This window comes from Pedococcus dokdonensis (assembly GCF_900104525.1).
Classification (GTDB): domain Bacteria; phylum Actinomycetota; class Actinomycetes; order Actinomycetales; family Dermatophilaceae; genus Pedococcus; species Pedococcus dokdonensis.
On sequence record NZ_LT629711.1, the window covers coordinates 1458154 to 1483397 of the forward strand.

The following is a 25244-nucleotide window of genomic DNA, read 5'->3' on the forward strand; positions in this document are numbered from 1 at the left end:
CGCAGTGACCACACCACGTGACGACGACAGTCACACCACACCGCAACACCAACCACATGAAGGAGCTGAGCCGGATGGCGCAGAGCGAGCAGGAGATCCTCGAGGGTCTGGCCGAGATCGTCAACGAGGAGACCGGTCTGGACACCGAGTCGGTGCAGTCCGAGAAGTCCTTCACCGACGACCTCGACATCGACTCGCTGTCGATGATGACCATCGTGGTAAACGCCGAGGAGAAGTTCGGCGTGCGGATCCCCGACGACGAGGTCAAGAACCTCAAGACCGTCGGTGACGCCGTCAGCTTCATCTCCAAGAACCAGGGCTGAGTCCTCCCGACCGCCCAGCAGTTCCCAGCGCGGGTGGCGGCCACGCGGCATACCGTGCCGCGCCGGCCGCCACCCCGCACGGCGTCCCGCCCACCCATGGCGAACCGCCCCACCGCACGACCGACGAAGGAGCACACCCAGCCATGACCGCCGAACGACGCGTCGTCGTCACAGGCCTCGGAGCCACCACCCCGGTGGGCGGCACCGTCCCCGAGACGTGGGACGCCATCCTGGCCGGACGCTCGGGCGCCAAGACGATGGACTTCGACTGGGTGGAGAAGTACGAGCTCCCGGTGAAGTTCGCCGCCACCATCCACACCCAGCCCACCGACGTGCTGACCAAGGTGGAGGTGCGCCGGCTCGACCCGAGCGCGCAGTACGCCCTGATCGCCGCCCGTGAGGCCTGGGCGCACGCCGGTGCTCCCGAGGTGGAGCCCGAGCGGCTGGCGGCCTGCATCGGCAGCGGCATCGGTGGTGTCTGGACCCTGCTCGACCAGTGGGACAACCTGCGCGAGAAGGGCCCGCGCCGCGTGTTCCCCCTCGCCGTCCCGATGCTGATGCCCAATGCGCCGTCGGCGGCCGTCTCGCTCGAGATCGGAGCGCGGGCCGGTGCGCACACGCCCGTGTCGGCCTGTGCCTCGGGGCTCGAGGCGATGGGCTACGCCTACGAGATGATCCGCAACGGTCGCGCCGACATCGCCGTGGCCGGTGGCACCGAGGGCGCGGTGCACGCGCTGCCCATCGCCGGTTTCGCCGCCATGCAGGCGCTGTCGACGCGCAACGACGACCCCACCAGGGCCTCCCGCCCCTACGACACCGGCCGCGACGGTTTCGTCCTCGGCGAGGGTGCCGCGGTGATCGTGCTCGAGGAGTACGAGGCGGCCAAGGCACGCGGCGCCACCATCTACGCCGAGATCGGCGGGGTCGGCATGTCCTCCGACTCGCACCACATCGCGGCCCCCGAGCCCGAGGGCGCCGGAGCGTCACGGGCGATGCGCGAGGCGGTCGAGCGCGCCGGTCTCACGGCCAAGGACATCGTGCACGTCAACGCGCACGCGACGTCGACCCCGGTGGGCGACGTCGCCGAGTCCAACGCGATCCGTCGTGCCTTCGGCGACGACGCCGACGGTATGCCGGTCAGTGCGACGAAGTCGATGACCGGTCACCTCCTCGGGGCGGCCGGCGCGCTTGAGGGCGTCCTCACCATCCTCGCCGTGCACCACCGGATCGCTCCGGCGACGATCAACCTCGACGACTTCGACCCCGAGATCAAGCTCGACGTCGTGGCCGGCCAGGCCCGCACCCTGCCCGACGGCGACATCGCGGCGCTCAACAACTCGTTCGGGTTCGGCGGTCACAACGTCGCCGTGGTCTTCACCTCGGTCTGACCCCCCATCGTCTGCCGACGGTCGGCAGCGGGTCAGCCCGGGGCGGGCAGGGTGATGCCGATCAGCGGGGTGGTGGTCGTGCTCGGAGTCGGCTTGCCGGGCGGGGTGGTGGGCTTGCCCGTGCGCTTGGTGCTGCTCGACGGCGCTGACGACGTGCTGGTGGACCGGTCCGCGGTCGGGGTGGCCGCGCTCGGCGAGGTCGTCGTGACCGGAGTCGGCGCGCTGGTGCGGGACACCGACGAGCGAGAGGCCGGCGTGCTGGCGCGTGCCGTGGCGGCAGCGCTCTCGGACTCACTGTCGACCGTCTGCGACGTGAGGGACGTGCTCGCGGTCTCGGTGCTCGTGGCGCCGGGCCCGGCGGCCTTGTCGGGCAGGACGAAGCCGATCGACAGCATGGCCGTCGCCCCTGCGAGCCAGAGCAGCACCAGACCGGGCAGGGGCTTCCAGGATGCTTCGCGGCCGACCGCCGCACGGTGCCCCAGGAACTCGCGCAGGTAGGCGTACAGGGTCAGGGCGGCGGTTGTCGCGACGAGCCACAGCGACCACGACGCGATGCGGGCGCCACGGGGCAGGTCAGCGCTCACGATGAGCCAGGCGTACCAGAGCAGCGTCCCCACACAGGCTGCGGCCAGCACCCCCACGATGAGCTTGGGGCGGGTCACAGATTTCCTCCAGAGTCGATCGGACAGCCCGCAAGGCTACCCAAGACCCGGCCGAACCCCCGAACCGTGCAGGTCAGGCGACTGCGAAGAGCTCGTCAGCCGACCTTGTGGAGCCAGCGCACGGGAGCCCCGTCGCCGGCATACCGAAAGGGTTCCAGCTCGGCATCCCAGTCGGTGCCGAGCAGCTCCTCCACCATCTCCGCCATCGCCTCGGGCGAACCCTGCGACAGCCGCAGCACCTCGCGGAGCCGGTCCTCGTTGACCACGGCGTCGCCGGAGGCGGAGGTCCAGGTGTGGTGGATCCCCAGGGCAGGGGTGTGCGACCAGCGCGAGCCGTCGGCGCCCGCGCTGGGCTCCTCGGTCACCTCGTAGCGCAGGTTGTCCCACCCGCGCAGCGTCGACGCGAGCTTGGCGCCGGTGCCCTGCACTCCTGCCCACGGGAACTCCGCGCGGACGAGTGCGGCACCGGCCGGCTGTGGGGTCCAGTCGATGGCCAGCCGGCCGTCGAGAGCGGACTCGAGGGCCCAGGTGATGTGCGGGCACAGCGCCTTGGGGGTGGAATGGATGAAAACCACCCCGCGGGTCATGACACGCGGCATCGCGACAGACATTCCGGGCCTCCTTGGTGTGCGAGGGACGTCTTCCCCACGAACCTCGTCACTGCTGGGCTCGGCGTGTGTGCCGCGGTGTTCAGTTGGCTGTGCGCGTCCCATTGTGCACCACGGACCACATCCGCACCAGCACTATCAGGAACCTCACCCCCACACGGCGGGGTGCCGCGTCGAGTCCGGCAGCGACGGGGACGAGACGGATCGTCTGAGTGGGCTCCTTCGGGGGGTGGACTCCCACCGTTGCGGCCCGGTACGCACCGGTTCCACTTGCCGTGCCGGACCTGTCAGTGCTGCGTCGGGCCGGGCGGTAGGCTCGCCGCGCCCAGCCGGTGCCAGCCGAGCTGGTGCCGGGGCAGTAGCTCAGTCGGTCAGAGCAGCGGACTCATAATCCGTCGGTCGTCGGTTCAAGCCCGACCTGCCCCACCAGTCGCAGCGTATGACTTCGCCTGAGGCCTGACGTTTCGGCTTCGGCTGATGGTTGACGCCTACTTCGGCCGATCCTTGACGCTCTCCTCATGTGGGAGACGCAGTTCGTCGTGCCGCCCGGTTGCGGACGCGACTGTCCGAAAGGCATCGACGGCCGTCCGCCATAGGCGGATGATCTGGGGATGGGTGCCCAGCCAGTCCTGGTCGGTCGCGAGCCCCAGCGAGCGGCCCTGCGTGCCGTCGTCCAGCGCGCCGCCGCCGGCGAGCCCGGCATGTTCTTGCTGCACGGTGAGGCGGGCATCGGCAAGACGAGCCTGGTCCGCGAGGCGGCTGCAGTGGGAGGTCAGACTGGTTGTCACGTCTTGTTCGGGCGTTGCCTCCGCTTCGGCGCCGACGTCACCAGCTATGTCCCCTTCACGCAGGCCTTCAATCAATGGCTACGAACAGCGAACAGCGACAGCCTCGACCGTCTTGCTCCCCACCGGGACCTGGACGACCTCGTCCCAGCCCTGACCGACCGGTCAGGTGGGCTCGCGCTGCTCCAGATCGGGGCGGCCGTGGGCCGCATCCAGGACGACGGGCCGACGGTCCTGGTGGTCGACGATCTCCAATGGTCCGACCCCAGCTCCCTGGACGTGCTCTCGTACCTCGTCGCGGGCTTCGTCCCTGGCCAACGGCTGGCCATCCTCGCGACTTATCGGGACACCGACCTCGGTGAGGGCCACCGTCTCCACGGCTGGCTGGCCGACGCGCTTCGGATGCCATCGGTGTCGCAGGCGGCGTTGGGGCGCATGGACGCGTGGACCGTCGAGGAGCTGGTACTGGCCAGGGGTGCTGCCGGAACCGCTCCCGGCCTGGCTGAGGAGGTGCTGCGCCGATCGGGCGGAAACCCTTATCTGGCCGATCTCCTCATCGCCGAGGCCGGGTCGTCGGACGAGCGAGAGCAGCCGGGCGGACGACGGCTGGTCGATGCTCTGTCGGCCTCGTGGCACCGTCTCTCCGCACCCGGTCGACGGGTGACGCAGCTGCTCGCGGTGGCTGGCGCACCAGTGGCCTACCCGGTGCTGCGGGACCTCGCGGCCCTCCACGGAATTGCCCCGGACGGCACGTCGACCGCCTTGGCCGAAACGGCAGCGCAGGGGATCACCGTCGAGACCGAGACCGGCGCGATCTGGTTCCGGCACCCACTGCTGGCGGAGACCATCGCGGGGAGCATGCGTCACCAGGAGAGGGTCGACCTGCACGCCGAGCTGGCCGCCCAGTGGCACGGCGCGGTCGACGTGGACGAGCGAGACCGGGCCAACTTCCTGGCCCTGCACTACGTGCAGGCCGGAGCCAGCGACGAGGCATTCGCCTGGTCCTTACGTGCCGCCGATGAGGCCGGGACCATCCGGGCCAAGGACGAGGAGTCCCACCATCTGTCCACTGCGGCACACCTGGTGGACCAGCTGTCCCACGCCATGGCGGCAACGGTCGACGACGTCGCACTGCTGATGCGCGCGGGGCGCGCGGCGGAAAGCGCCGGGGACGGGCCAGCCGCTGTGAGCCACCTCGAGTGTGCACTGGCTCGGGTTGACCGCTCGACCAGTGACTCGAAGCTGCTGGCGGCCCGCATCCTGCTGCACCTGCACACACTGCGCGACTGGGCCGGAGACGGCTCGACGCCGACAACCACGGACGACCCCCTCGAAGTGCTCGCGCTCACCAAGGACCTGTCCGACTCCGAGGAGCGGGCACTCGGCTTCGCGCAACTTGCCTGGGCCGAGATGTGGAATGGCCTAGAGGGAGCAGGCGACCATGCCGAGACGGCAGTACGGCTCGCGGAGCTGGTCGACACACCCCCGGCCCTCATCTGGTCCCTCGGCGCGCGGGCCCTGACCCGCTCGGGGACCGGCGAAGCGGTTGCGGACGCCGAGCGCGCGTTCGCTCTGGCTTTGGCGCACGGCGACACACGGCTCTACAGCTGGGCCACGGTGTTCGTCGGCAACAGCCTGGAGTCGGCGGGACGTTTCGCCGAGGCGAGCGCGATCGCCGGGAGCTCGTACCAGACCCTGCGCGACGCCGGCGAGTTCGACTTCGCCGCAGACGTCGGCTGGGGGGCGGCGCTGTGGGACTTCGGACTCGGTCGCTGGCCCCAGGCCCGGCGGATGGTCCGCGAGCTGCTGACCCTCGCGCGCAGCGACCACAGTGCCATGGGCGCGCGATGCGTCGCGGCGTTGCTGTGCGCCCACGAGGGCAGGCCTGCCTCCGCCCTCCTGCACCTGCGACGTGCCAGAGAGCTCCGTCCCCATCCGTCACCGGTCGGTGAGCCCTTGGTCGACACCCAGATCCGGGTCAGTCTCGCTCTCGGGGATCACCGGACGGCCCTCAAGACCATCAGGAAGCACGTCACCGCAGCGCTCCACGTCTACCCACCAACCGCCGACGAGTGGCTCATGTACGCGTCCCAGGCCGCCGCCGAGCTCGTCGACCACGGGGACGTGCCCGAGCGGGACGAGGCGCTCCGCCTGCTCGCCCTCATCGAGGCCGCTCGAGGTCTCGAGCCCCCGCCCTTCGCCCCCGTTGGTCCTCTGGACGCGGTCCACCCAGCCTACGGCGCGCTGCATGCAGCCCAGCGGGCACATTGTCTTGGCGCCGGAGCCGAGCTGGCTGATCTCTGGGAGGCCGCCTGCGCCGCGACCCTGGCGGCCGGCCTCCGTTACGAGCACGCACGAGCCCTCTACCGTCTGGCGCATCACCTGCTCACCCAAGGGCAGGACAGGGCACGGGCGAGCGCGGCACTCGTCACCGCACGAGACATCGCCGTCGACATCGGGGCCGGACCCCTCACCGACGGAATCAACAGCCTGGCTGCACAGGCGCACATCGTGCTTCCGTCGACTCGACCCGACGCGGCGCCGTCCCCTGGCCGCACTCTGGCTTTGCCAGCCAATCCGCCACTGACCCCACGAGAGGAAGAGGTCCTCGTCGGCCTGCTGACCGGGCAGACCTACTCGCAGATCGCCGCGCAGCTGTTCATCAGCGACAAGACGGTCAGCACCCACGTGTCCAACGTGCTCCGAAAGACCGGCACCGCGAACCGCATCGAGCTGGCCGAGCTGGCGCGACGCGGAAGCGCACCGGGACTCTGACCCGTCAGCCCGCGATCTCTCGAACCCTCTGGCCGGCCCACTGGTCGCCGTGGGGGCCGAGGAGGTGCAGCGTGACGCGGTGGAGGATGCCTCGCCCGGGCGAACGGGGATGACGTGCCGCGGCCGTGGTCGGACCCCCGCCCACGTCGCGCTGGTCGGCGGGTCAGCCCGCGAACAGCCCCGCCGCGCGCCAGGCGAAGAAGGCGACGGCCAGCACCACCGTCGCCGCGTGCAGCCGCGCGGTGCCGTGCGGCAGGTCAGAGCCGTGCACGAGGACGGCGCGCACGCTGGTGAAGGCGGCCAGTGCTGCAGCGAGCGGGAGGGCCAGCACCGTGACCACGCCGATCAGCAGCCAGAGCAGGTCGACGCCGACCGGAAGGGAGAGCTCGGTCCCGACGGGCACCAGCACGAGGAACGCCTCGACAGCGACGCAGGCAGCGGCGACCGCGAGTGCGGCCCGCGCGTCCGCCTGCGCCTCCACCAACGACTCGACGCGTTGGCGCTCGGCCCGCCGCGTCAGCCGCACCACGGGCTGTGTCATGTCGGCCAGCGTGGCACCGCGGGATGGCAGTCGCCTCATCCCGACATACGAGGCCGAACCGGGCCAGAAGGAGTGTCGTCGGGGCGCTGCCCGGACACCTGACTCGGTTGCCTTTGGGTGACAACTGGCGACGGTCATCGCAGCGGATCGCCGCAAACCGGTAGGTTGCCGGACATGACGGAGCCACTGGTTGTCCTCAAGGGCGTCAACAAGCACTTCGGCGAGCTGCACGTCCTCCAGGACATCAACCTGTCCATCGACAAGGGTGAGGTCGTCGTCGTCATCGGGCCCTCGGGGTCCGGCAAGTCGACGTTGTGCCGCACCATCAACCGGCTCGAGACGTTCGAGACCGGTTCCATCACCATCGACGGCGCGCCCCTCCCCGAGGAGGGCAAGGAGCTGGCGAAGCTCCGGGCCGACGTCGGCATGGTGTTCCAGTCCTTCAACCTGTTCGCGCACAAGACGATCCTCGACAACGTCACGCTCGGCCCGATCAAGGCCCGCAAGATCCCCAAGGCGCAGGCCGAGAAGCGGGCCATGGAGCTCCTCGAGCGGGTGGGCGTCGCACACCAGGCGCAGAAGTTCCCGGCCCAGCTCTCCGGCGGCCAACAGCAGCGCGTCGCCATCGCCCGGTCGCTCGCGATGGACCCCAAGGTGATGCTCTTCGACGAGCCGACCTCGGCGCTCGACCCCGAGATGATCACCGAGGTCCTCGACGTCATGGTCTCGCTCGCGAAGGAGGGCATGACCATGGTCGTGGTCACCCACGAGATGGGGTTCGCGCGCAAGGCCGCCAACCGTGTGGTCTTCATGGCCGACGGCCAGATCGTCGAGGAGAACGACCCCGAGGGCTTCTTCACGGCCCCCAAGTCTGATCGGGCCAAGGACTTCCTCGGCAAGATCCTCACCCACTGAACCTGCCTGACAGCAAAGACATCCAGACAGCACTGCACTGAAGACCGGGGCGCACCAGCGCAGCGGAGAACATCCCAGGAGGAAACAGCATGAAGATTCGTCAGATTGGCGCGCTGACCGCCGCATCGGTCCTCGCGCTCGGCCTGGCCGCCTGCGGCGACAGCGCCAAGGACGGCGGCACCGGAGGCGGTGGCGGCGGGGGGAGCAAGTTCAAGGTCGGCATCAAGTTCGACCAGCCCGGCATGGGCCTGAAGAAGGGCAACGACTACACCGGGCTCGACGTCGACGTCGCGACCTACGTGGCCAACGAGCTCGGTCACAAGGCCGGCGACATCCAGTGGGTGCAGGCGCCGTCCGCGCAACGCGAGACGCTCATCTCCACCGGTCAGGTCGACATGGTCGTCGCGACCTACTCGATCAACGACAAGCGCAAGGCCACCGTCTCCTTCGCCGGGCCGTACTTCATCGCCGGCCAGGACCTGCTCATCCGGGCCGACGACTCGTCGATCACCGGTCCCGACTCGCTGACCGGCAAGAAGCTCTGCTCGGTGACCGGCTCGACCTCCGCCGAGAACGTCAAGAAGGAGGTGCCCGGCGTCCAGCTGCAGGAGTTCGGCACCTACTCCGAGTGCGTCGCCGCCTTGGTCTCCAAGGGCGTGGACGCGCTGACGACGGACAACACGATCCTCGCCGGCTACGCCTCGCAGGACCAGTACAAGGGCAAGCTCAAGGTGGTCGGCAAGACCTTCTCCGAGGAGCGCTACGGGATCGGCATCAAGAAGGGCGACACCGCCACCTGCGACAAGATCAACACCGCACTCGCCAAGATGATCTCGTCCGGTGAGTGGCAGAAGGCGATCGACAAGAACCTCGGCCCGGCCGGGTTCCAGGTCGACAAGAGCAAGAACCCGCCCAAGCAGGACGCCTGCTCCTGATCCCGTGACCACCGCCTTCGGTATGCCGCCCGCCTCCGCGAGCGGGCGGCATACCGAAGTGCTTGTCGGCTGTGTGCACCGCTACGGAAGGGTCCCTCTGTGGGTGACATCCTGAGCAACTACGACGTCCTCGGGGCGTTCTGGATGACGATCAAGTTGTCGTTCTTCGGCGCCCTCGGCGCCCTCGTGCTCGGCACGATCGGCGCCGTCATGCGGGTCTCCCCCGTGGCGATGCTGCGCTTCCTCGGCACGTCCTACGTCAACATCTTCCGCAACACCCCGCTCACGCTGCTGATGGTCGGGAGCGTGCTCGGGCTCACCTACATCCTGGGGCTGTCGCTCGACCAGGACATCACCCAGAACGCGCTGCGGTGGGCCGGCGTCGTGATCGCGGTCTACCACGGAGCGTTCGTCACCGAGGCCCTGCGGTCCGGCGTCAACACGGTTCCGGTGGGGCAGGCCGAGGCGGCCCGGTCGCTCGGCCTGACCTTCGGTCAGACGATGCGCGAGGTGATCCTGCCGCAGGCCTTCCGCGGCTCGATCGCGCCGCTCGGCTCGGTCCTCATCGCGCTGATCAAGAACACCACGGTGGCCGCCGTCATCGTGTCGGCCGAGGCCGCCAGCCTGATGCAGAAGGTGATCGAGGCCGAGGGTGGGTCGTTCAGCATCTTCGCGATCTTCGCGCTGGGCTTCGTCATCCTCACCCTGCCGCTCGGCATCGGGTTCACCACCCTCTCGCGCCGCCTGGCGGTGAAGCGATGAGCGCCGCCGTCCTCTTCGACGCCCCCGGCCCCCGGGCCCGACGGCGGCACGCACTGCTCGCCGTCCTCGGGGCGCTCCTCCTGGTGGTGATCGTCGTCGTCGTGCTGCGCAAGATGCAGAGCGCGGGCCAGCTCGACCCCGCGCTGTGGAAGCCGTTCATCACCGACCGCTCGGTGTGGCGCGACTACCTCGTGAAGGGTCTGTGGGCGACGCTCAAGGCAGCAGCGATCTCGATCGTCTTCGCCGGGGTCTTCGGCATCCTGCTCGGCCTGGGTCGGCTCTCGCAGCTCGCCCCGCTGCGGTGGCTCTGCGGCGTGGTCGTCGAGTTCTTCCGGGCGGTGCCGGTCCTGCTGATGATGATCTTCGCCTACTTCGGCATCTACACCCGCAGCGACCTGTTCTCCGCGGAGACGGCACCGCTTGCGGCGGTCGTCACCGGCTTGACGCTCTACAACGGCTCGGTCATCGCCGAGCTGGTCCGCTCCGGCATCTTCGCCCTGCCCAAGGGCCAGTCCGAGGCGGGGTTGTCGATCGGTCTCACGCCGTCGCAGACGTTGCGCAGCATCCAGCTGCCGCAGGCCCTGACCGCGATGCTGCCCGCCCTGATCGGGCAGTTCGTCGTCGTCCTCAAGGACTCGGCGCTCGGCTACCAGGTCCTCTATCAGGAGCTGTTGACCTGGTCGAAGACGTTGGGCTCGGCGTTCTCCAACACGGTGCCCGCCTACATCGTCTGCGGCGTCCTCTTCATCCTGATCAACTACTCCTTGAGCAAGCTCGCGGGACTCGTCCAGCGTCGCCTGTCCCAGCGCGGCCGCGCCACGGTGCGCGAGGCGACCGCCGTCCCCGCAGCCACCGGCTCAGCGACGTCGACCTGAGGGCTCGGCAGGCAACGACGAAGGCCCCGGACCTGATGGTCTGGGGCCTCGTTGGTGGGGTGGCTCCCCCGGTTGGACTCGAACCAACAACCTGCCGATTAACAGTCGGCTGCTCTGCCAATTGAGCTACAGGGGAAAGTCCGTCGGCGGTCCCCCGCGTTCGGCGCTGCGCAACCATAGCAAAGGATGTGCGGAGTTCTGAAAACGGCTACCCGTGGGCGACGAGGTGGTGGCAAACCGCTCCCCGGCACGGCCGACGCGACGGTTTGCCACCCCCTCGACAGGTCGCCGGGGTCAGAGGGTCAGAGGGTCAGAGCCCGACCTGCTCGCGCAGGTAGGCCGCGGCTGCCCCGGTGCGGGCGACCAGCTCAGGGTCGTCGGCCCGGGCGCCACGGCCCAGCACCACCTGCTCCACGAGGCCGCCGCCGGCCAGGTCCTGCCGGATCGCCACCTTGGCCGACCGCCGGGGTCCGAGGTCGACGCGCTGGGCCAGCACCACGCTCGCCTGCACCCGCTCGCGCAGGGTCTCGGGCACCAGGCTCGACGCCCCGAGGACCCACTGTGAGGGGCGCGACCCGTCGACCCAGGTCACGGTCAGCTGGGTGAGCTCGGCCGACCAGGTGCCGCCGTCGACCTCGTGCCACGGGCGGTGCACCGTCCGCGCCCCCGCCGCATCGACGGCATACAGGGCGTGGTTGGTGGCCACCACGGTGGTGCCGCTGGCCTCCTCGCGGCCCCAGCTGAGCACCCGCTCCCCCGAGCCGAGCTCGACCGCGGTCCGCACCGGCGCCGGCAGGCGGTCGCCGCGGCGCAACGAGAGCGCCATCAGGACGCCTGGTCGCGCAACGTCGCGAGCTCGCGCTGGAGCTCTTGCAGCTCACCGCTGAGCGTGCGCGCCTGCGCAGGGTCGGTATGCGGGTCGGTCGCCATGCGGCGCATCGCCGACATCGCGTCGGCGATCTTGCGGGTCAACGAGACCTCCTGGACGCGCATCAGCAGCGCATCGATGTAGCGCCGTTCGGGCAGGCCGGTCGCGCGGTCCATGCGGGTGGGCAGCGACGCGACCGCGAGCTCGGCCACGAGTCCGTGCACCGCCAGGGGTGCGGCCTGGGTGACGCGGTCGGCCCAGGCCTGCACCGACAGCCCACGCTGCGGCCCGCCGGCCCCCCTGACACCGTCGAAGACGGCCCGGTGCGCGGGGGCGGTGAACGCGTCGGACGACACCTTGTCGACGTCGTCCGGGGAGAAGCTGTCGGGGTACTGCAGCAGGGTCTGGAGCAGCTGGCGCTCGGCGAAGACGATCGGGTCGCGCAGGTCGGGGGTCGGCAGCGCCGCCCGCGCTTCCTCGACCGAGGGCTCGGGCACCGAGTCGGCGTCACGGAGGGCGGGAGTGTCCTGGGCCTCCTTGGCGTCGCGCGCCGCCATCCGCTGGGCGCGGGACACCTCGGCCTGCACCTGCTCCACCTCGACGCCGATCCACCCCGACACGGTGCGGATGTACTCGGGCCGCATCGAGCTGTCCCGGATCGAGTTGACGATGGGGGCAGCGGCGCGCATCGCCTGCACCCGGCCCTCCGCGGTCGACATGTCGAACCGGTTGATCGTCGTGCGCACCGCGAACTCGAACATCGGCACCGCGTCGTCGATGAGGTGCCGCACTGCGTCGTCGCCCTGGGCGATCCGCAGGTCACACGGGTCCATGCCACCCTCGGCCACCGCCACGAACGACTGGGAGGCCCACCGCTGGTCCTCGCCGAACGCCCGCATCGCGGCCTTCTGACCCGCCGCGTCGCCGTCGAAGGTGAACACCACGCGGGCCGGCGCCAGGTCGGCCTCGTCGCGCATGATCCGGCGCAGCACCTTGATGTGGTCCACCCCGAACGACGTGCCGCAGGTGGCGACCGCACCCTCGATGCCGGCCAGGTGGCAGGCCATCACGTCGGTGTAGCCCTCGACGATGACCGCCTTGCGCTCCGCCGCAATCGACTTCTTCGCGGCGTCCAGCCCGTAGAGGACCGTCGACTTCTTGTAGATGGGGGTCTCGGAGGTGTTGAGGTACTTGGCCGCGATCCGGTCGTCGTCGTAGAGCCGGCGCGCCCCGAAGCCGACCGTGTCACCGGTGATGTCGCGGATCGGCCAGACCAGCCGGCCTCGGAACCGGTCGTAGAGTCCCCGGCTCCCCCGCCCGGACAGCCCGCCGAGGGTGACTTCCTCGTCGGTGAAGCCCTTGGCCCGCAGGTGTCGCGACAGCTCCTCGCCACCGCGCGGGGCGAACCCGACACCGAAGCGCTTGGCCGCCTCGCTGTCGAAGCCGCGCTCGCGCAGGAAGTCGCGGCCGGCCCTCGCCTCCGGCGCGTTGAGCAGCGCGTGGTGGTAGAACTCCTGCGCCACGCGGTGCGCCTCGACCAGCCGCGAGCGCCGCCCGAGGGTCTCGCCGTCGCGGGGTCGACCACCCTCCTCGTAGTGCAGCTCCAGACCGAGCTTCTGGGCGAGCCGCTCGATCGCCTCGGTGAAGGTGAGGTGCTCGACCTTCTGGACGAACGAGATGACGTCGCCGCCCTCACCGCAGCCGAAGCAGTGCCAGGCCCCGACGACGGGGCGGATGTTGAACGAGGGGGTCTTCTCGTCGTGGAACGGGCACAGCCCCTTCATCGAGCCCGGTCCGGCCGGGCGCAGGGTGACGTGCTCGCGCACGACGTCCTCGATGGACGAACGCTCCTTGACGAGCGCGACGTCCTCGGCCTTGATCCGACCCGCCAACTGGCCCTCCTTGTCGCGGCTGAGTCTAGGTGGTGCTCCGGGAGCCGCGTGGGCGACCTGCACAGCCTGCTCAGGACCAGGTGCGGTGGAGGTGCTCGGCGCGCACGTCGGTGAGGGAGGCGACCTGGTCGACCACGACCCGCAGGGCGGCTGCGTCGTCGCTGGCGGACTTCCAGTCACCGAGGAGGTCGGGGTCGAGCCGTCCGACCGGGTCGTCGCGGTAGGCGGCGACCAGGTCGGCGACGACCTCGCGCTGTCGGCTGAGCACGTCGACGCGTTCCTGGGCGTGCATCACGAAGTGCGCGGCCACCGCCTTGAGCACGGCGCACTCGGCGCGGGTGTCGTCCGGGACCACGAGGTCGGCGGCATAGCGGGTCAGCGGCCCACCACCGTGCCGCTCGCGGGTGGCCACCTCGACGGTGTGCACGAAGCGCCCGATCAGTCGCGAGGTCAGGTCCTTGAGCATCGCGCGATCGGCCCGCGACCCGTCGTATGCGGTGGGCACGGCCACGTCGGCCAGCACACGTTCCAGCGCGGCCCCGAGCGCGTCGACGCCGAGGTCGGCGGCGTAGAGGCCGGTCGCCACGGCCAGCACCGAGTCGACGTCGGTGCGGTCTCGCAGCCGGCGGACGTCGAGCCGCCCGGAGGCGATGGCGTCCTCGACGTCGTGGACGGAGTAGGCGACGTCGTCCGACCAGTCCATGACGTCGGCCTCGATGCACCGCTGGCCATCGGCCCGTCCGGCCCGGAACCACTCGTAGACCGGCAGGTCGTCGTCATAGACCCCGAACTTCGCGCCGGCGCCGGACTCCCCCCGGCTCCACGGGTACTTGGTCGCGGCGTCGAGGGTGGCCCTGGTGAGGTTGAGCCCGGCGGGACGTCCGTCGGGGTGCACCCGCTTGGGCTCGAGCCTCGTCAGCAGCCGCAGGGTCTGGGCGTTGCCCTCGAAACCGCCGATGTCGCGGGCGACCTCGTCGAGAGCCCGCTCGCCGTTGTGGCCGAACGGCGGGTGGCCGAGGTCGTGCGCGAGACAGGCCGAGTCGACGACGTCAGCGCTGCAGCCCAGGGCCTGCCCGAACTCGCGGCCGATCTGGGCGACCTCGAGGCTGTGGGTCAGCCGGTTGCGGACGAAGTCGTCGTCGCCGGGCTGCACCACCTGGGTCTTGGCCGAGAGGCGGCGCAGCGACGCGGAGTGCACCAGCCGGGCCCGGTCGCGGGCGAAGTCGTCGCGGTCGGCGCGCTTCGTGGCGGGGTCCTCCCGCACCCAGCGCTCACGGTCGACCGAGCTGTACGCCACGACCCGGAGCCTACGGCCGGGCGGCCCGCGCTGCCTCGGCGGCCCGCTCGACCCACTTGGGCTGGTCGCCGTAGCGCTGGCTCGGGATCAGCCGTCCCGCCGCGCTGTCCTCGATCAGCTGGGCCATCCGCCGCTCACGGGTGACCTCCTGCTTGGCGGTCACCACCCAGTGCGTGGCGAGCCGCTTGTAGGTCTTGGTGGCGATCTCCCAGAACGCGCTGGCCGCGGGATCTGCGGCCAGCCGAGCGGCCTGGTCTGCCGACAGCTCGATGCCGTCGCCCTCGTAGGAGTAGACCGCGGACCTGTCCTCGCGGCGCAGCTCGTAGGCGGCCAGCCCGGACGGCTGCATCCGGCCCTCGGTCTTGAGCCGCTCGACCGCGGCGATGTTGATCGCGCTCCAGTTGCTGGACTTCTTGCGCGGGGTCCAGCGCTGTCGTCTCGTGTCGTCGTCGATCCGCTGGGCGACCGAGTCGATCCAACCCCAGCAGAGCGCCTCGATCACGGCCTCCTCCCAGGTGAGGCCACGCTCGGGGACGTGCTTCTTGTTGAGGCCCATCCAGAGCTCGGTCGCCGTGTCGTGGTTGGCAGCCAGCCACGCCGCGAACTCCTCGGGCCCGGAGAAGAAGGTCGCGGGCCGCTCGGCGGTCCCGCCGGGCGTGCCGATCTGCTTCTTCCTCGTGGCACCCATGGCGGCAGCCTGCCACGAGCCACCGACGGTGCGCTGCCCCCTGAGCCCACCGCCACCGGTGACCCGTGCCCTGACCCGGCCGCGGTGTTTGGGCGGGTCCACGGCTGGGCAGGGGGTAGAGCATGACCACGAACTCAGCCAAGACCGACAAGACCGTCGCCTTCCTCGTCGCCAAGGAGGGCATCGAGCGGGTCGAGCTCACCGAGCCCTGGCAGGCCGTCACCGACGCCGGCGCGCGCGCCGTGCTGCTGTCGCCCGAGGACGGGGAGGTGCAGACCTTCGACCACCTCGACAAGGCCGAGACCCGCAGGGTCGACCAGACCGTGTCAGCGGCCTCCGTCGACGACTTCGACGCCCTGGTCCTGCCCGGTGGGGTGGCCAACCCCGACGCACTGCGCACCGACGCCGACGCAGTCGCCTTCGTCCGCGACTTCGTGGCCAGCGGCAAGCCGGTCGCGGCCATCTGCCACGCCCCGTGGACGCTGGTCGAGGCCGACGTGCTGCAGGGCCGCACCGTCACGAGCTGGCCGAGCCTGCAGACCGACCTGCGCAACGCCGGGGCCGAGTGGGTCGACGAGCAGGTCGTCCAGGACGGCAACCTCATCACCAGCCGCAACCCCGACGACCTCCCGGCGTTCAACAGCGCGCTCCTCGAGGCGCTGACGCACGGGGCGGCGAGCCAGACGGCCTCGACGACCTGACCACCACTGGTAGACCACCGCGGCACCGGCGACGCCGAGCGCCCAGAGCACGTGCCAGCCGTTCATGACGAGCAGCCCCAGCACCGAGCTCAGTGCGACGACGGCGGTCCACCAGGCGCGGGTGCCGCGCTCGAGCAGGCGCACGGCCGCCGCGGTGCCGAGCACGTACACGAGGGTGAAGCAGCCCGTCGCCAGCAGCATCAGCGGCGTGAGCCCGAGGTGCAGCACCTCGGAGGCGACCAGCCAGAGCACGGACTGGGTGGCGATCAGGGCGAGGCTGCGGCGCGGCACCTCACCGGGTCCCGAGCCCGCGGCGAGCCCGATCGGCAGGGCACCGTCGCGGGCCAGCGCCGCACCGAGCCGCGAGCCACCAGCGAAGTAGGCGTTCATCGCCCCGACGGTGAGCAGCACCGCCACCACCGCGGTGACGACTCGGACCTCGCCACCGGTCCCGGCGGCCAGCAGGTCCGACAGGGGCGCCTCGCTCGAACCGGTGGCCGGCCCGAGGACCGTGAGACTGGTCGCTGCCAACGCGAGGTAGAGGGCGCCCACGACGACCAGGGCGATCGCGGTCGCGCGGGGGACGTCGCGGGCCGGTCGGCGGTAGTCGCCCGCGAGCGAGGCCACCGCCTCCCACCCCGCGAAGCCCCAGACGAGCAGCGCCGCCGCCGAGCCCACGGCCCCCCAGCCGTGCGGGGCGAACGGTCGCAGGTTGGCCCACGAGGCGTGCGGCAGCGCGGCGACGATGGTGACCACCATCAGGGTCGCGAGCACCGCAGTCAGGACCAGCTGGACCCGTCCCGAGAGCCGCAGCCCGGCGGCGTTCATCAGCGCCACGCCGACGACGAGGCTGGCGGCGACCGTGACCGCCACGGGGCGGCCGCCACCCAGCGCGTCGGCCACGTAGTGCCCGGCCATCAGCGACGCGGGCGGGGCGCCGACCGGGACGGCGAAGAAGAAGCACCAGCCGACCGCAGCCGAGGCCCGTGGCCCGAAGGCGCGGCGCACATAGGTCGACACGCCACCGGTGTCCGGGAACCGCGCCCCCATCGCGGCGAACGTCGAGGCGAGCGGGATGCTCAGGACGACCAGCGCCGCCCAGGCGACGAGCGAGGCCGGGCCGGCGATCCCCGCGGCGATGGCGGGCAGGGTGATCACCCCGGTGCCGAGCACGGCGCCGATGGAGAGCGCGGTGCCCTGCGGGATGCTCAGGCCGGTGCGTGCAGTCGGTGTGGTCATGGTCCCAGCATGGCGCTGCATTGGCCCGCCCAGAAGATCCACTTTGCCACTCTCTGATTGAGCCAATCGTGCACCGCTCACCTAGGCTGTTCGGGTGGACCTGCCCCTCTCCCCCGGCACCTCGGGCGACCGCGCCGCCTCCATCTACCGCGAGCTCCTCGACGCCGTCCTCGACGGGCGGCTGGCAGCCGGCGCGAAGCTGCCACCGAGCCGGGCGCTGGCCGCGTCGCTGGGGGTCGCCCGCGGCACCGTCACCACCGCATACGACCGGCTCACCGCCGAGGGCTTCCTGGTGACGCGCGTCGGCGCCGGGACCTTCGTGTGCCCCGACATCGAACCCCGCCGCGCCCGCCGCGCGCCGGTGGGTGCCGTGCGCCCGCGGCCGGTCTGGGAGTCCCTGCCGCCGCCTGTCGCCGACGCCGCACCCACGGAGTTCGACCTCTCCGTCGGCGGTCCCGACACGACGCTCTTCCCGCTCGCGGTGTGGCGCCGCCTGGTGTCGGCCACCTTGCGACCGTCCCTGCTCACCGCGTCCGCCTACGAGGGCGGCGGCCACCCCGGCCTCCAGGCCGAGATCGCGCGGTATGTCGGCCTGTCCAGGTCGGTCGTCGCCGGCGCCGAGGACGTGCTGCTCACCAACGGCGCCCAGCAGGCGCTCGACGTCGTCGCCCGCGCGGTCCTCGACCCGAAGGACGTCGTGGTGGTGGAGGACCCGGGCTACACCGCGGCCACCCGGCTGTTCGCCTCGCACGGTGCCGTGGTGCGACCGGTGCGGGTCGACGCCGAGGGCCTCGTGGTGGACGAGCTCCCCGGCTCCGCGCGGGTCGTCTACGTGACCCCGTCGCACCAGTTCCCCACCGGCGCGGTGATGTCACTGCGACGTCGGATCGCGTTGTTGGAGTGGGCGTCTCGACGCAACGTCGTCATCGTCGAGGATGACTACGACAGCGAGTTCCGGTTCGAGGACCGACCCCTGGCGCCGTTGCAGAACCTCGACCGCGACGGCCGGGTGGTCTACATCGGGTCGTTCTCCAAGACGCTGATGCCGTCGCTACGGGTTGGCTACCTCATCGCCCCTCGCTCGCTCCAGGACACCCTGCGCGAGGCCAAGCTCCTCACCGACTGGCAGGGCGACGCGGTCACCCAGGGCGCCCTGGCCAGGTTCATGTCCGAAGGGCTGCTGTCGGCCCACGTCCGGAAGGTCACCAAGGTCTACGCACGTCGACGGCAGGCGCTGCTCGACGGCCTCGCGACGCTGCCCGCCGGAGTCCTCCAGGTGCTGCCGTCCGCCGCCGGGCTGCACGTCTGCACCTACTTCGTCGACCGCGGCGTGGACGACGTGGCGGTGGCCGCCGACGCCGCCCGGGCCGGGGTCGCCCTCGAGCCCGTCTCGGTGCGCTTCAGGGGCAGCACTCCTCGACCGGGCCTCGCGATGGGGTTCCGGAGGATCGAGGTGGACCAGGTGCCGGAGGCCGTGGCGCGCCTCGCGGCGGTGCTGCCCGGCCCGGGTCAGGCCCCGACGTAGAGAGCCAGGTGCTCGCCGGTCAGCGTGGAGCGGTCGGCGACCAGGTCGGCGGGGGTGCCTTCGAACACCACGCGTCCACCGTCGTGCCCCGCCCCGGGACCCAGGTCGACGATCCAGTCGGCGTGCGCCATCACAGCCTGGTGGTGCTCGATGACGATGACCGACTTGCCCGACTCCACGAGCCGGTCCAGCAGCCCCAGTAGGTTCTCGACGTCGGCGAGGTGCAGACCCGTGGTCGGCTCGTCGAGCACGTAGACGTCGCCCTTCTCCGACATCTGGGCGGCCAGCTTGAGCCGCTGGCGCTCGCCACCGGACAGGGTGGTCAGCGGCTGCCCGAGGCTGAGGTAGCCCAGCCCGACGTCGACGAGCCGGTCGAGCACGGTGTGGGCGGCCGGCGTCTTGGCGTCGCCGCTGCCGAAGAACGACTCGGCCTCGGTGACCGACATGGCCAGCACCTCGGCGATGTTCTTGCCGCCCAGGGTGTACTCGAGCACCGCCGCCTGGAACCGCCGCCCCTCGCACTCCTCGCAGGTCGACTCGACGGTGGCCATGACCCCCAGCTCGGTGAAGATGACGCCCGCGCCGTTGCAGCTCGGGCAGGCACCCTCGGAGTTGGAGCTGAAGAGGGCGGGCTTGACGCCGTTGGCCTTGGCGAACGCCTTGCGGATCGGCTCCAGCAGCCCGGTGTAGGTGGCCGGGTTGCTGCGGCGCGAGCCCTTGATCGCGGCCTGGTCGATCACCACCACGCCGTCCCGCTTGGCGACCGAGCCATGGATCAGCGAGCTCTTGCCCGAACCCGCGACCCCGGTGACGACGCAGAGCACCCCCAGCGGGATGTCGACGTCGACGTCGCGCAGGTTGTGGGTCGAGGCTCCCCGGACCTCCATCACCCCGGTGCGCTCACGCACCGACTCCTTGAGGTGCGCGCGGTCGTCGAGGTGGTGGCCGGTGGTGGTGTCGCTGCCGCGCAGCCCGTCGACGGTGCCCTCGAAGCAGACCGCGCCACCGGCCCTGCCGGCGCCCGGGCCGAGGTCGACGACGTGGTCGGCGATCGCGATGGTCTCCGGCTTGTGCTCGACGACGAGCACGGTGTTGCCCTTGTCGCGCAGCTGGAGGAGCAGCTGGTTCATCCGCTCGATGTCGTGCGGGTGCAGCCCGATCGTGGGCTCGTCGAAGACGTAGGTCACGTCGGTGAGGGACGAGCCGAGGTGTCGGATCATCTTGGTGCGCTGGGCCTCACCACCGGACAGCGTGCCGGCCGGCCGGTCCAGGGAGAGGTAGCCCAGCCCGATCTCGGTGAAGGAGTCGAGCGCATGCTGCAGGCCCGCCACCAACGGCGCCACCGACGGCTCCTCCAGCTCGCGCACCCACTGCGCCAGGTCGCTGATCTGCATCGTGCACAGGTCGGCGATGTTCTTGCCCTTGATCTTCGACGACCTGGCCTCGGCGCTGAGGCGGGTGCCCTCACACTCGGGACAGGTCTGGAAGGTGATGGCCCGCTCGACGAAGCGCCGGACGTGCGGCTGCATCGCCTCGACGTCCTTGCTGAGCATCGACTTCTGGATCTTGGGGATGACGCCCTCGAAGGTGAGGTTGACGCCTTCGACCTTGATCTTGGTCGGTTCGGCGTAGAGCATCGTCTCGAGCTGCTTCTTGGTGAACGAGCCGATCGGCTTGTCCATCGGCAGCCCCATCCCCTCGAACAACCTGCCGTACCAGCCGTCCATGGAGTAGCCGGGCACGGTCAGGCCGCCGTCGCGCAGCGACTTGGACTCGTCGTAGAGGGCGGTCAGGTCGAAGTCGGAGACCGCCCCCATGCCCTCGCAGCGCGCGCACATGCCGCCGAGGTAGACCTGGTTCTGGACCACGGCCTTCTCGACGCGGCCGCCGGCCTTCTCGGTGCTCATCACCCCGCTGGCCTTGCGGGTGGGCACGTTGAACGAGAACGCGGTCGGCGGCCCCACGTAGGGCTTTCCCAACCGGCTGAACAGGATCCGCAGCATCGCGTTGGCGTCGGTCGCCGTGCCGACGGTCGAGCGGGGGTTGGCACCCATCCGCTCCTGGTCGACGATGATCGCCGTCGTCAGCCCCTCGAGCAGGTCGACGTCAGGCCGGGCCAGCGACGGCATGAACCCCTGCACGAAGGCGCTGTAGGTCTCGTTGATCATCCGCTGGGAGTCCGCCGCGATGGTGCCGAAGACCAACGAGCTCTTGCCCGAGCCGGAGACGCCGGTGAAGACGGTCAGCCGCCGCTTGGGGATGTCGACGCTGACGTCCTTGAGGTTGTTCTCCCGGGCACCGTGCACCCGGATCAGGTCGTGGCTGTCGGCGACGTGCACCCCGGTCCCCTGAGAGTCCGTGGCCCCGGCCTGCGTGGCCCCGGCCTGCGTGGCCTTGGCCTCGGTCGTCTTTCCCCTGCTCATCGTGCCTCCCTCTCCCGCGTCCGTCGGCTCGCAAGCCTAGTCACGGGTTTGGGCGACAGGCTTCTCGATTCGTGACGACCCGAGCCGACCGGGTCGTCAGCCCCCGGAGACCGAGAGCTCGGCTTCCGCGACGGCCTGTCGGTGTGCCTCACTGAGCTCGCGGCTCTCGAGCCAGCCCTCGGGCAGCGCCACGTGCCGGGGCGAACCAGCCCGGCCACGCTGCCCTTCCGCAGCCTCCCCCGGCCAGGTGGCGGAAGGGTCCATCGTCGCGATCAGCCGGTCGAGGGCCTCCATCGAGTCGACCAGCGCGAGCTGGTGGCGCACCGTCGAGCCGGCCGGGAATCCCTTGAGGTACCACGCGATGTGCTTGCGGATGTCGCGGCACGCCTTGTACTCGTCGTCGTAGAAGTCGATGAGGTACTCGGTGTGCCGCCGCATCGTCGCGGTCACCTCGCCGAGCGTCGGCTCGACCCGCGCCGGCGCACCCGCGAAGGCGGCGGCTAGGTCGGTGAAGAGCCAGGGCCGACCGAGGCACCCACGGCCCACCACGACCCCGTCGCAGCCGGTCTCACGCGTCATCCGCACGGCGTCCTCGGCCGACCAGATGTCGCCGTTGCCGAGCACCGGGATCGTCTTCACGGCCTCCTTCAGCCGCGCGATCGCCGACCAGTCGGCCTCGCCCGAGTAGGCCTGCGAGGCAGTCCGCCCGTGCAGTGCCACAGCCGCCACCCCGGCTCGCTCGGCGGTGCGCCCTGCCTCGAGGTAGGTGAGGTGGTCGTCGTCGATGCCCTTGCGCATCTTCACGGTGACCGGCACGTCATACGGGCTGGCCTCGCGGACCGCGCCACGCACGATGGCCTCGAACAGGTCGCGCTTCCACGGCAGGGCGGCGCCGCCGCCCTTGCGGGTCACCTTCGGGACGGGGCAGCCGAAGTTGAGGTCGATGTGGTCGGCCCGGTCCTCCGTGACGAGCATGCGGACGGCCGCAGCGACGGTCGCCGGGTCGACGCCGTAGAGCTGGATCGAGCGCGGGTCCTCCTCCGGGTCGTGCTCGATCAGCCGCATCGACTCGGGTGTCCGCTCGACCAGTGCGCGAGAGGTGATCATCTCGCTGACGTAGAGGGAGGTCGCTCCGCTGGCACCACCCTGGTCGAGCCCCTGGTTGCCGTACTCGCGGCACAGCTTGCGGAACGCGCGGTTGGTGATGCCCGCCATCGGGGCCAGCACGACCGGCGACTCGATGGTGTGGCGCCCGATCTGCAGCGGGGGCAGCACGGCGGTGGAGGTGGTGGTCATGGCGGCACCAGTGTCCCATCTGCTGGTTGACTGGCCGAATGCGTGCCCTCGTCAGCGCCGACGCGCTCCTCGCCGAGCTCCGGGACGACAAGGTCCCGGTGGTCCTCGTCGACGTCCAGTGGAGCCTCACCGCGACCGCGGGTCCGCCCGGGCGGGAGCTGTATGCCGCGGCGCACCTGCCGGGCGCCCACCACGTCGACCTCGACGCCGAGCTCGCTGGGCCACCCGGCGCCGGCGGTCGTCACCCGCTCCCCCAGGCGCACGCTGTCGAGGCCGCAGCCCGACGTTGCGGTGCGGACAACGACTCGCGCATCGTGGTCTACGACCAGGGCCCGTCGATGGGGGCGGCCCGGGGGTGGTGGGTGCTCAGGTACTTCGGTGCGACCGACGTGCGGGTGCTCGACGGCGGGCTCGCCGCGTGGCGTTCAGTGGGCGGCCCGGTGACGACTGAGCCGCCCGAGCCGGGCGCCGGGGCGTTCGAGGCGCACGCGGGTGGGATGCCGCTGGTCGATGCCGAGGGTGCCGCCCGGGTGGCGCGCGAGGGCCTGCTCCTCGACGCGCGCGCTGCCGAGCGGTTCCGGGGGGAGACGGAGCCGATCGACCCCGTGGCCGGACACGTGCCGGGGGCGGTCAGCGCACCGACCACCGAGAACCTCGCCGCCGACGACTGCTTCCTCGACGCTGCCACCTTGCGAGACCTGTTCTCCCGCAAGGGAGACCTCACGGCGGGACCAGTGGCCGCCTACTGCGGGTCGGGGGTGACGGCCGCGCACGAGGTGCTGGCGCTGCACGAGGCCGGCATCGAGGCAGCCCTGTATGCCGGGTCGTGGAGCGAGTGGATCACCGACCCCAGCCGTCCGGTGGCCACCGGAGCCTGACCCCCACCGCTCGCGCTCCCCCCGGTTCGAGGTGATATCGGACCGGATTCCGGTCTGGTATCACCTCGAACCGCAGGACGCAGGAGCGTCAGAGCCAGCCGTACTCGTCGGCGATGCGGACCGCATCGGCCCGGTTGCGGGCCATCGTCTTGCCGATCGCCGAGGACAGGTGGTTGCGGACGGTCCCCTCCGACAGGCTGACGTCCCGGGCGATGTCGGCGACCGAACCGCCCGCCCGAGCCGCGACGAGCACCTCGGTCTCTCGAGCCGTGAGCGGGGACTCACCGCCGGCGAGCGAGTCGGCGGCCAGCGCCGGGTCGACGACGCGCAGCCCGGAGTGCACGCGACGCACGGCCTCGGCGAGCTGGCGGGCCGGGGTGTCCTTGACCACGAAGCCGCTGGCGCCCGCCTGGAGCGCTCGCCGCAGGAAGCCGGGTCGCCCGAAGGTCGTGACGATCAGCACCCGGACACCGGGCATGGCGTCGTGCAACGCCGCTGTGGCGGCGATCCCGTCCAGACCCGGCATCTCGACGTCGATCAGCGCCACGTCCGGGTGGGTGGACCGGGCCGCCGCGACCACGTCGTCGCCGCTGCCGACCTCGGCGACCACCTCCATGTCGGGCTCGAGTCCGAGCAGGGTGGCCAGGGCACCTCGCACCATGGCCTGGTCGTCGGCGAGCAGCAGTCGGATGGTCATGCCTCAACCCTCTCGTGCGTGTCGGGATCGGCCCCGCGGGGGTCGGCGGACGTCGTGACCGCCAGCTGGTAGCCCCTCGGCGACAGCGGTCCCGCGACGAGGTGGGCGCCGGCGGCCTCGGCGCGTTCCTGGAGCCCGATCAACCCGGTGCCGGGACTCCCGGGCTGCACCCCGACTCCGTCGTCGGTGACGGTGATGCCCTGCTCGTCGAGACTGACACGGCAGGTCGTCGCACTGCTGTGCCGGATCACGTTGGTGACCCCTTCGCGCAGGGTCCAGGCGCAGAGCTCGCGCAGGTGGCTCGGCACCGCGTCGGCCGCGGTCGGCAGGTCGGCCTCGATCCCCGCCGCGGCCAGGCTGGAGCGGGCGCGGGCCAGCTCGGCGGGCAGCGACATCTCGCGGAACCCGGCGACGGCCTGCCGCACGTCCGCGAGCGCGTCGCGGGCCAGCCGCTCGAGATCGGCCACCTCGACCCGCGCCCGTTCGGGGCTGACCTCCAGCAGCCGGGCAGCCAGCTCGGCCTTGACGGTGATGACCGTGAGGCTGTGCCCGAGGATGTCGTGCACGTCCCGGGCCATCCGGTTGCGCTCGTCCTGGATCGCGAGCCGGGCGTTCTCCTCGCGCGCCTCCGCGAGCGCGCGCTGTCGTTGTGCGGCGATCATGCCGCCGGTCACCGCCGCCATCGCGAGCACCATCGACATGCTGATGCTCGCGTCGTGGGTCCAGCCGTCGACGTGGAAGGTGAGGAACTCGTAGAGCGCCACGAGGCATCCCCCGAGCGCCAGGCCCAGGCGGACACGGAAGGTCCACAGTCCCGACACCGCGAGGAAGACCCAGGTGGCGGCGCCCTCCTGTCCGATCGTCACCGTGGCGAGGGCCGCCAGCAGGGCGAGCCCGGCCCAGTAGGCGATCCCGATCCTCGTGACGTACCAGTGCGAGTCGACCGAGCCGCGGGTGCCCCACACCGCCGCCCGCAGGTGGGAGAAGTGCACGAGGTAGAGCACGACGAACACGACGAGCACGATGAGGCCGCCGTCCGCCCGCAGGCTCTGGCGCTGCTGCCAGGCGGCGCTGAACGCGTCGGACAGGAAGACCAGCCAGATGCCTGCGAAGAAGAAGCCGATGAGCCGGCCACCCCGGAAGTCCTCGCCGACGTCTCGCTCGCTCACGT

21 protein-coding genes, 2 tRNA genes and 1 pseudogene are annotated in these 25244 nt (G+C 71.1%); 11 read left to right on the top strand and 13 right to left on the bottom strand.

Going from position 1 to position 25244, the window contains the following annotated elements; genetic code table 11:
• Positions 1-74 precede the first annotated feature (74 nt).
• Positions 75-323 (top strand): acyl carrier protein, encoded by a 249-nt coding sequence (locus BLQ34_RS07040; RefSeq protein ID WP_091789466.1) that lies wholly within the window; start codon positions 75-77, stop codon positions 321-323.
• A 143-nt stretch (positions 324-466) separates the two neighbouring features.
• Complete coding sequence (gene fabF / locus BLQ34_RS07045) at positions 467-1711, top strand: beta-ketoacyl-ACP synthase II (protein WP_091783369.1); 1245 nt, start codon at positions 467-469, stop codon at positions 1709-1711.
• A gap of 32 nt (positions 1712-1743) precedes the next feature.
• Here the strand turns inward: fabF and BLQ34_RS07050 are convergent, their stop codons facing one another.
• Positions 1744-2373 (bottom strand): hypothetical protein, encoded by a 630-nt coding sequence (locus BLQ34_RS07050; protein WP_091783372.1) that lies wholly within the window; start codon positions 2371-2373, stop codon positions 1744-1746.
• Between the two features lie 95 nt (positions 2374-2468).
• The gene (locus tag BLQ34_RS07055; protein WP_091783375.1) at positions 2469-2984 is read right to left on the bottom strand and encodes a DUF3145 domain-containing protein; all 516 of its coding nucleotides are present in this window, start codon (positions 2982-2984) and stop codon (positions 2469-2471) included.
• Between the two features lie 349 nt (positions 2985-3333).
• Between BLQ34_RS07055 and BLQ34_RS07060 the strand changes: the two genes are divergently transcribed.
• Together BLQ34_RS07060 and BLQ34_RS19410 are read left to right on the top strand one after the other, a co-directional pair.
• Positions 3334-3410 (top strand) — tRNA-Ile (locus tag BLQ34_RS07060).
• Positions 3411-3592: 182 nt separating this feature from the next.
• Complete coding sequence (locus BLQ34_RS19410; protein ID WP_091783378.1) at positions 3593-6541, top strand: helix-turn-helix transcriptional regulator; 2949 nt, start codon at positions 3593-3595, stop codon at positions 6539-6541.
• Positions 6542-6704: 163 nt separating this feature from the next.
• Here the strand turns inward: BLQ34_RS19410 and BLQ34_RS07070 are convergent, their stop codons facing one another.
• Complete coding sequence (locus BLQ34_RS07070; protein WP_157692930.1) at positions 6705-7082, bottom strand: hypothetical protein; 378 nt, start codon at positions 7080-7082, stop codon at positions 6705-6707.
• A gap of 174 nt (positions 7083-7256) precedes the next feature.
• Between BLQ34_RS07070 and BLQ34_RS07075 the strand changes: the two genes are divergently transcribed.
• The 4 genes from BLQ34_RS07075 to BLQ34_RS07090 all read left to right on the top strand — a co-directional run bounded on the left by BLQ34_RS07075 (position 7257) and on the right by BLQ34_RS07090 (position 10569).
• Positions 7257-7997, top strand: a complete 741-nt coding sequence (locus BLQ34_RS07075) for an amino acid ABC transporter ATP-binding protein (protein WP_091783380.1) — start codon at positions 7257-7259, stop codon at positions 7995-7997.
• 89 nt (positions 7998-8086) lie between these two features.
• Positions 8087-8932, top strand: a complete 846-nt coding sequence (locus BLQ34_RS07080) for a glutamate ABC transporter substrate-binding protein (RefSeq protein WP_091783382.1) — start codon at positions 8087-8089, stop codon at positions 8930-8932.
• 99 nt (positions 8933-9031) lie between these two features.
• Complete coding sequence (locus BLQ34_RS07085) at positions 9032-9694, top strand: amino acid ABC transporter permease (RefSeq protein ID WP_091783385.1); 663 nt, start codon at positions 9032-9034, stop codon at positions 9692-9694.
• On the top strand, positions 9691-10569 hold the full coding sequence (locus tag BLQ34_RS07090; protein WP_091783387.1) for an amino acid ABC transporter permease: 879 nt from the start codon (positions 9691-9693) through the stop codon (positions 10567-10569). Before BLQ34_RS07085 ends, BLQ34_RS07090 begins: the two co-directional genes overlap by 4 nt.
• A 60-nt stretch (positions 10570-10629) precedes the next feature.
• Here BLQ34_RS07090 and BLQ34_RS07095 read toward each other — a convergent pair.
• The 5 genes from BLQ34_RS07095 to BLQ34_RS07115 form a co-directional block, all read right to left on the bottom strand.
• A tRNA-Asn gene (locus BLQ34_RS07095) sits at positions 10630-10705 on the bottom strand.
• A gap of 174 nt (positions 10706-10879) precedes the next feature.
• Positions 10880-11395, bottom strand: a complete 516-nt coding sequence (locus BLQ34_RS07100; RefSeq protein ID WP_091783389.1) for a hypothetical protein — start codon at positions 11393-11395, stop codon at positions 10880-10882.
• On the bottom strand, positions 11395-13329 hold the full coding sequence (dnaG, locus tag BLQ34_RS07105; RefSeq protein ID WP_091783392.1) for a DNA primase: 1935 nt from the start codon (positions 13327-13329) through the stop codon (positions 11395-11397). Before dnaG ends, BLQ34_RS07100 begins: the two co-directional genes overlap by 1 nt.
• Positions 13330-13399: 70 nt before the next feature.
• Positions 13400-14626: a deoxyguanosinetriphosphate triphosphohydrolase gene (locus BLQ34_RS07110; protein ID WP_091783395.1), complete on the bottom strand. Its 1227-nt coding sequence runs from the start codon at positions 14624-14626 to the stop codon at positions 13400-13402.
• Between the two features lie 10 nt (positions 14627-14636).
• A complete protein-coding gene (locus BLQ34_RS07115) occupies positions 14637-15314 on the bottom strand; it encodes a YdeI/OmpD-associated family protein (protein ID WP_091789469.1) in 678 nt (225 codons plus the stop codon).
• A gap of 122 nt (positions 15315-15436) precedes the next feature.
• On the opposite strand from BLQ34_RS07115, the gene BLQ34_RS07120 reads away from it, so the two are divergent.
• Positions 15437-16015 carry a type 1 glutamine amidotransferase domain-containing protein gene (locus tag BLQ34_RS07120; protein WP_091783398.1) on the top strand — a complete coding sequence of 193 codons (579 nt, stop codon included), beginning with the start codon at positions 15437-15439 and terminating at the stop codon, positions 16013-16015.
• Between the two features lie 75 nt (positions 16016-16090).
• Here the strand turns inward: BLQ34_RS07120 and BLQ34_RS07125 are convergent.
• Positions 16091-17275 (bottom strand): annotated as a pseudogene (locus BLQ34_RS07125) (APC family permease); the annotation flags it as partial.
• 73 nt (positions 17276-17348) lie between these two features.
• Here BLQ34_RS07125 and pdxR point away from each other — a divergent pair.
• Positions 17349-18779 carry a MocR-like pyridoxine biosynthesis transcription factor PdxR gene (gene pdxR, locus BLQ34_RS07130; RefSeq protein ID WP_091783401.1) on the top strand — a complete coding sequence of 477 codons (1431 nt, stop codon included), beginning with the start codon at positions 17349-17351 and terminating at the stop codon, positions 18777-18779.
• Here the strand turns inward: pdxR and BLQ34_RS07135 are convergent.
• Positions 18764-21202, bottom strand: a complete 2439-nt coding sequence (locus BLQ34_RS07135; RefSeq protein ID WP_091783404.1) for an ATP-binding cassette domain-containing protein — start codon at positions 21200-21202, stop codon at positions 18764-18766. The two genes, pdxR and BLQ34_RS07135, sit on opposite strands and share 16 nt — an antisense overlap.
• A gap of 96 nt (positions 21203-21298) precedes the next feature.
• Positions 21299-22498, bottom strand: a complete 1200-nt coding sequence (gene dusB / locus BLQ34_RS07140) for a tRNA dihydrouridine synthase DusB (RefSeq protein WP_091783407.1) — start codon at positions 22496-22498, stop codon at positions 21299-21301.
• Between the two features lie 38 nt (positions 22499-22536).
• Between dusB and BLQ34_RS07145 the strand changes: the two genes are divergently transcribed.
• Positions 22537-23376 (top strand): sulfurtransferase, encoded by an 840-nt coding sequence (locus BLQ34_RS07145; protein ID WP_091783415.1) that lies wholly within the window; start codon positions 22537-22539, stop codon positions 23374-23376.
• Positions 23377-23464: 88 nt separating this feature from the next.
• On the opposite strand, the gene BLQ34_RS07150 is transcribed toward BLQ34_RS07145, so the two are convergent.
• Both BLQ34_RS07150 and BLQ34_RS19095 read right to left on the bottom strand, forming a co-directional pair.
• Positions 23465-24073, bottom strand: a complete 609-nt coding sequence (locus BLQ34_RS07150; RefSeq protein ID WP_091783417.1) for a response regulator transcription factor — start codon at positions 24071-24073, stop codon at positions 23465-23467.
• Positions 24070-25242, bottom strand: a complete 1173-nt coding sequence (locus tag BLQ34_RS19095) for a sensor histidine kinase (protein WP_197674785.1) — start codon at positions 25240-25242, stop codon at positions 24070-24072. Before BLQ34_RS19095 ends, BLQ34_RS07150 begins: the two co-directional genes overlap by 4 nt.
• Positions 25243-25244 lie beyond the last annotated feature (2 nt).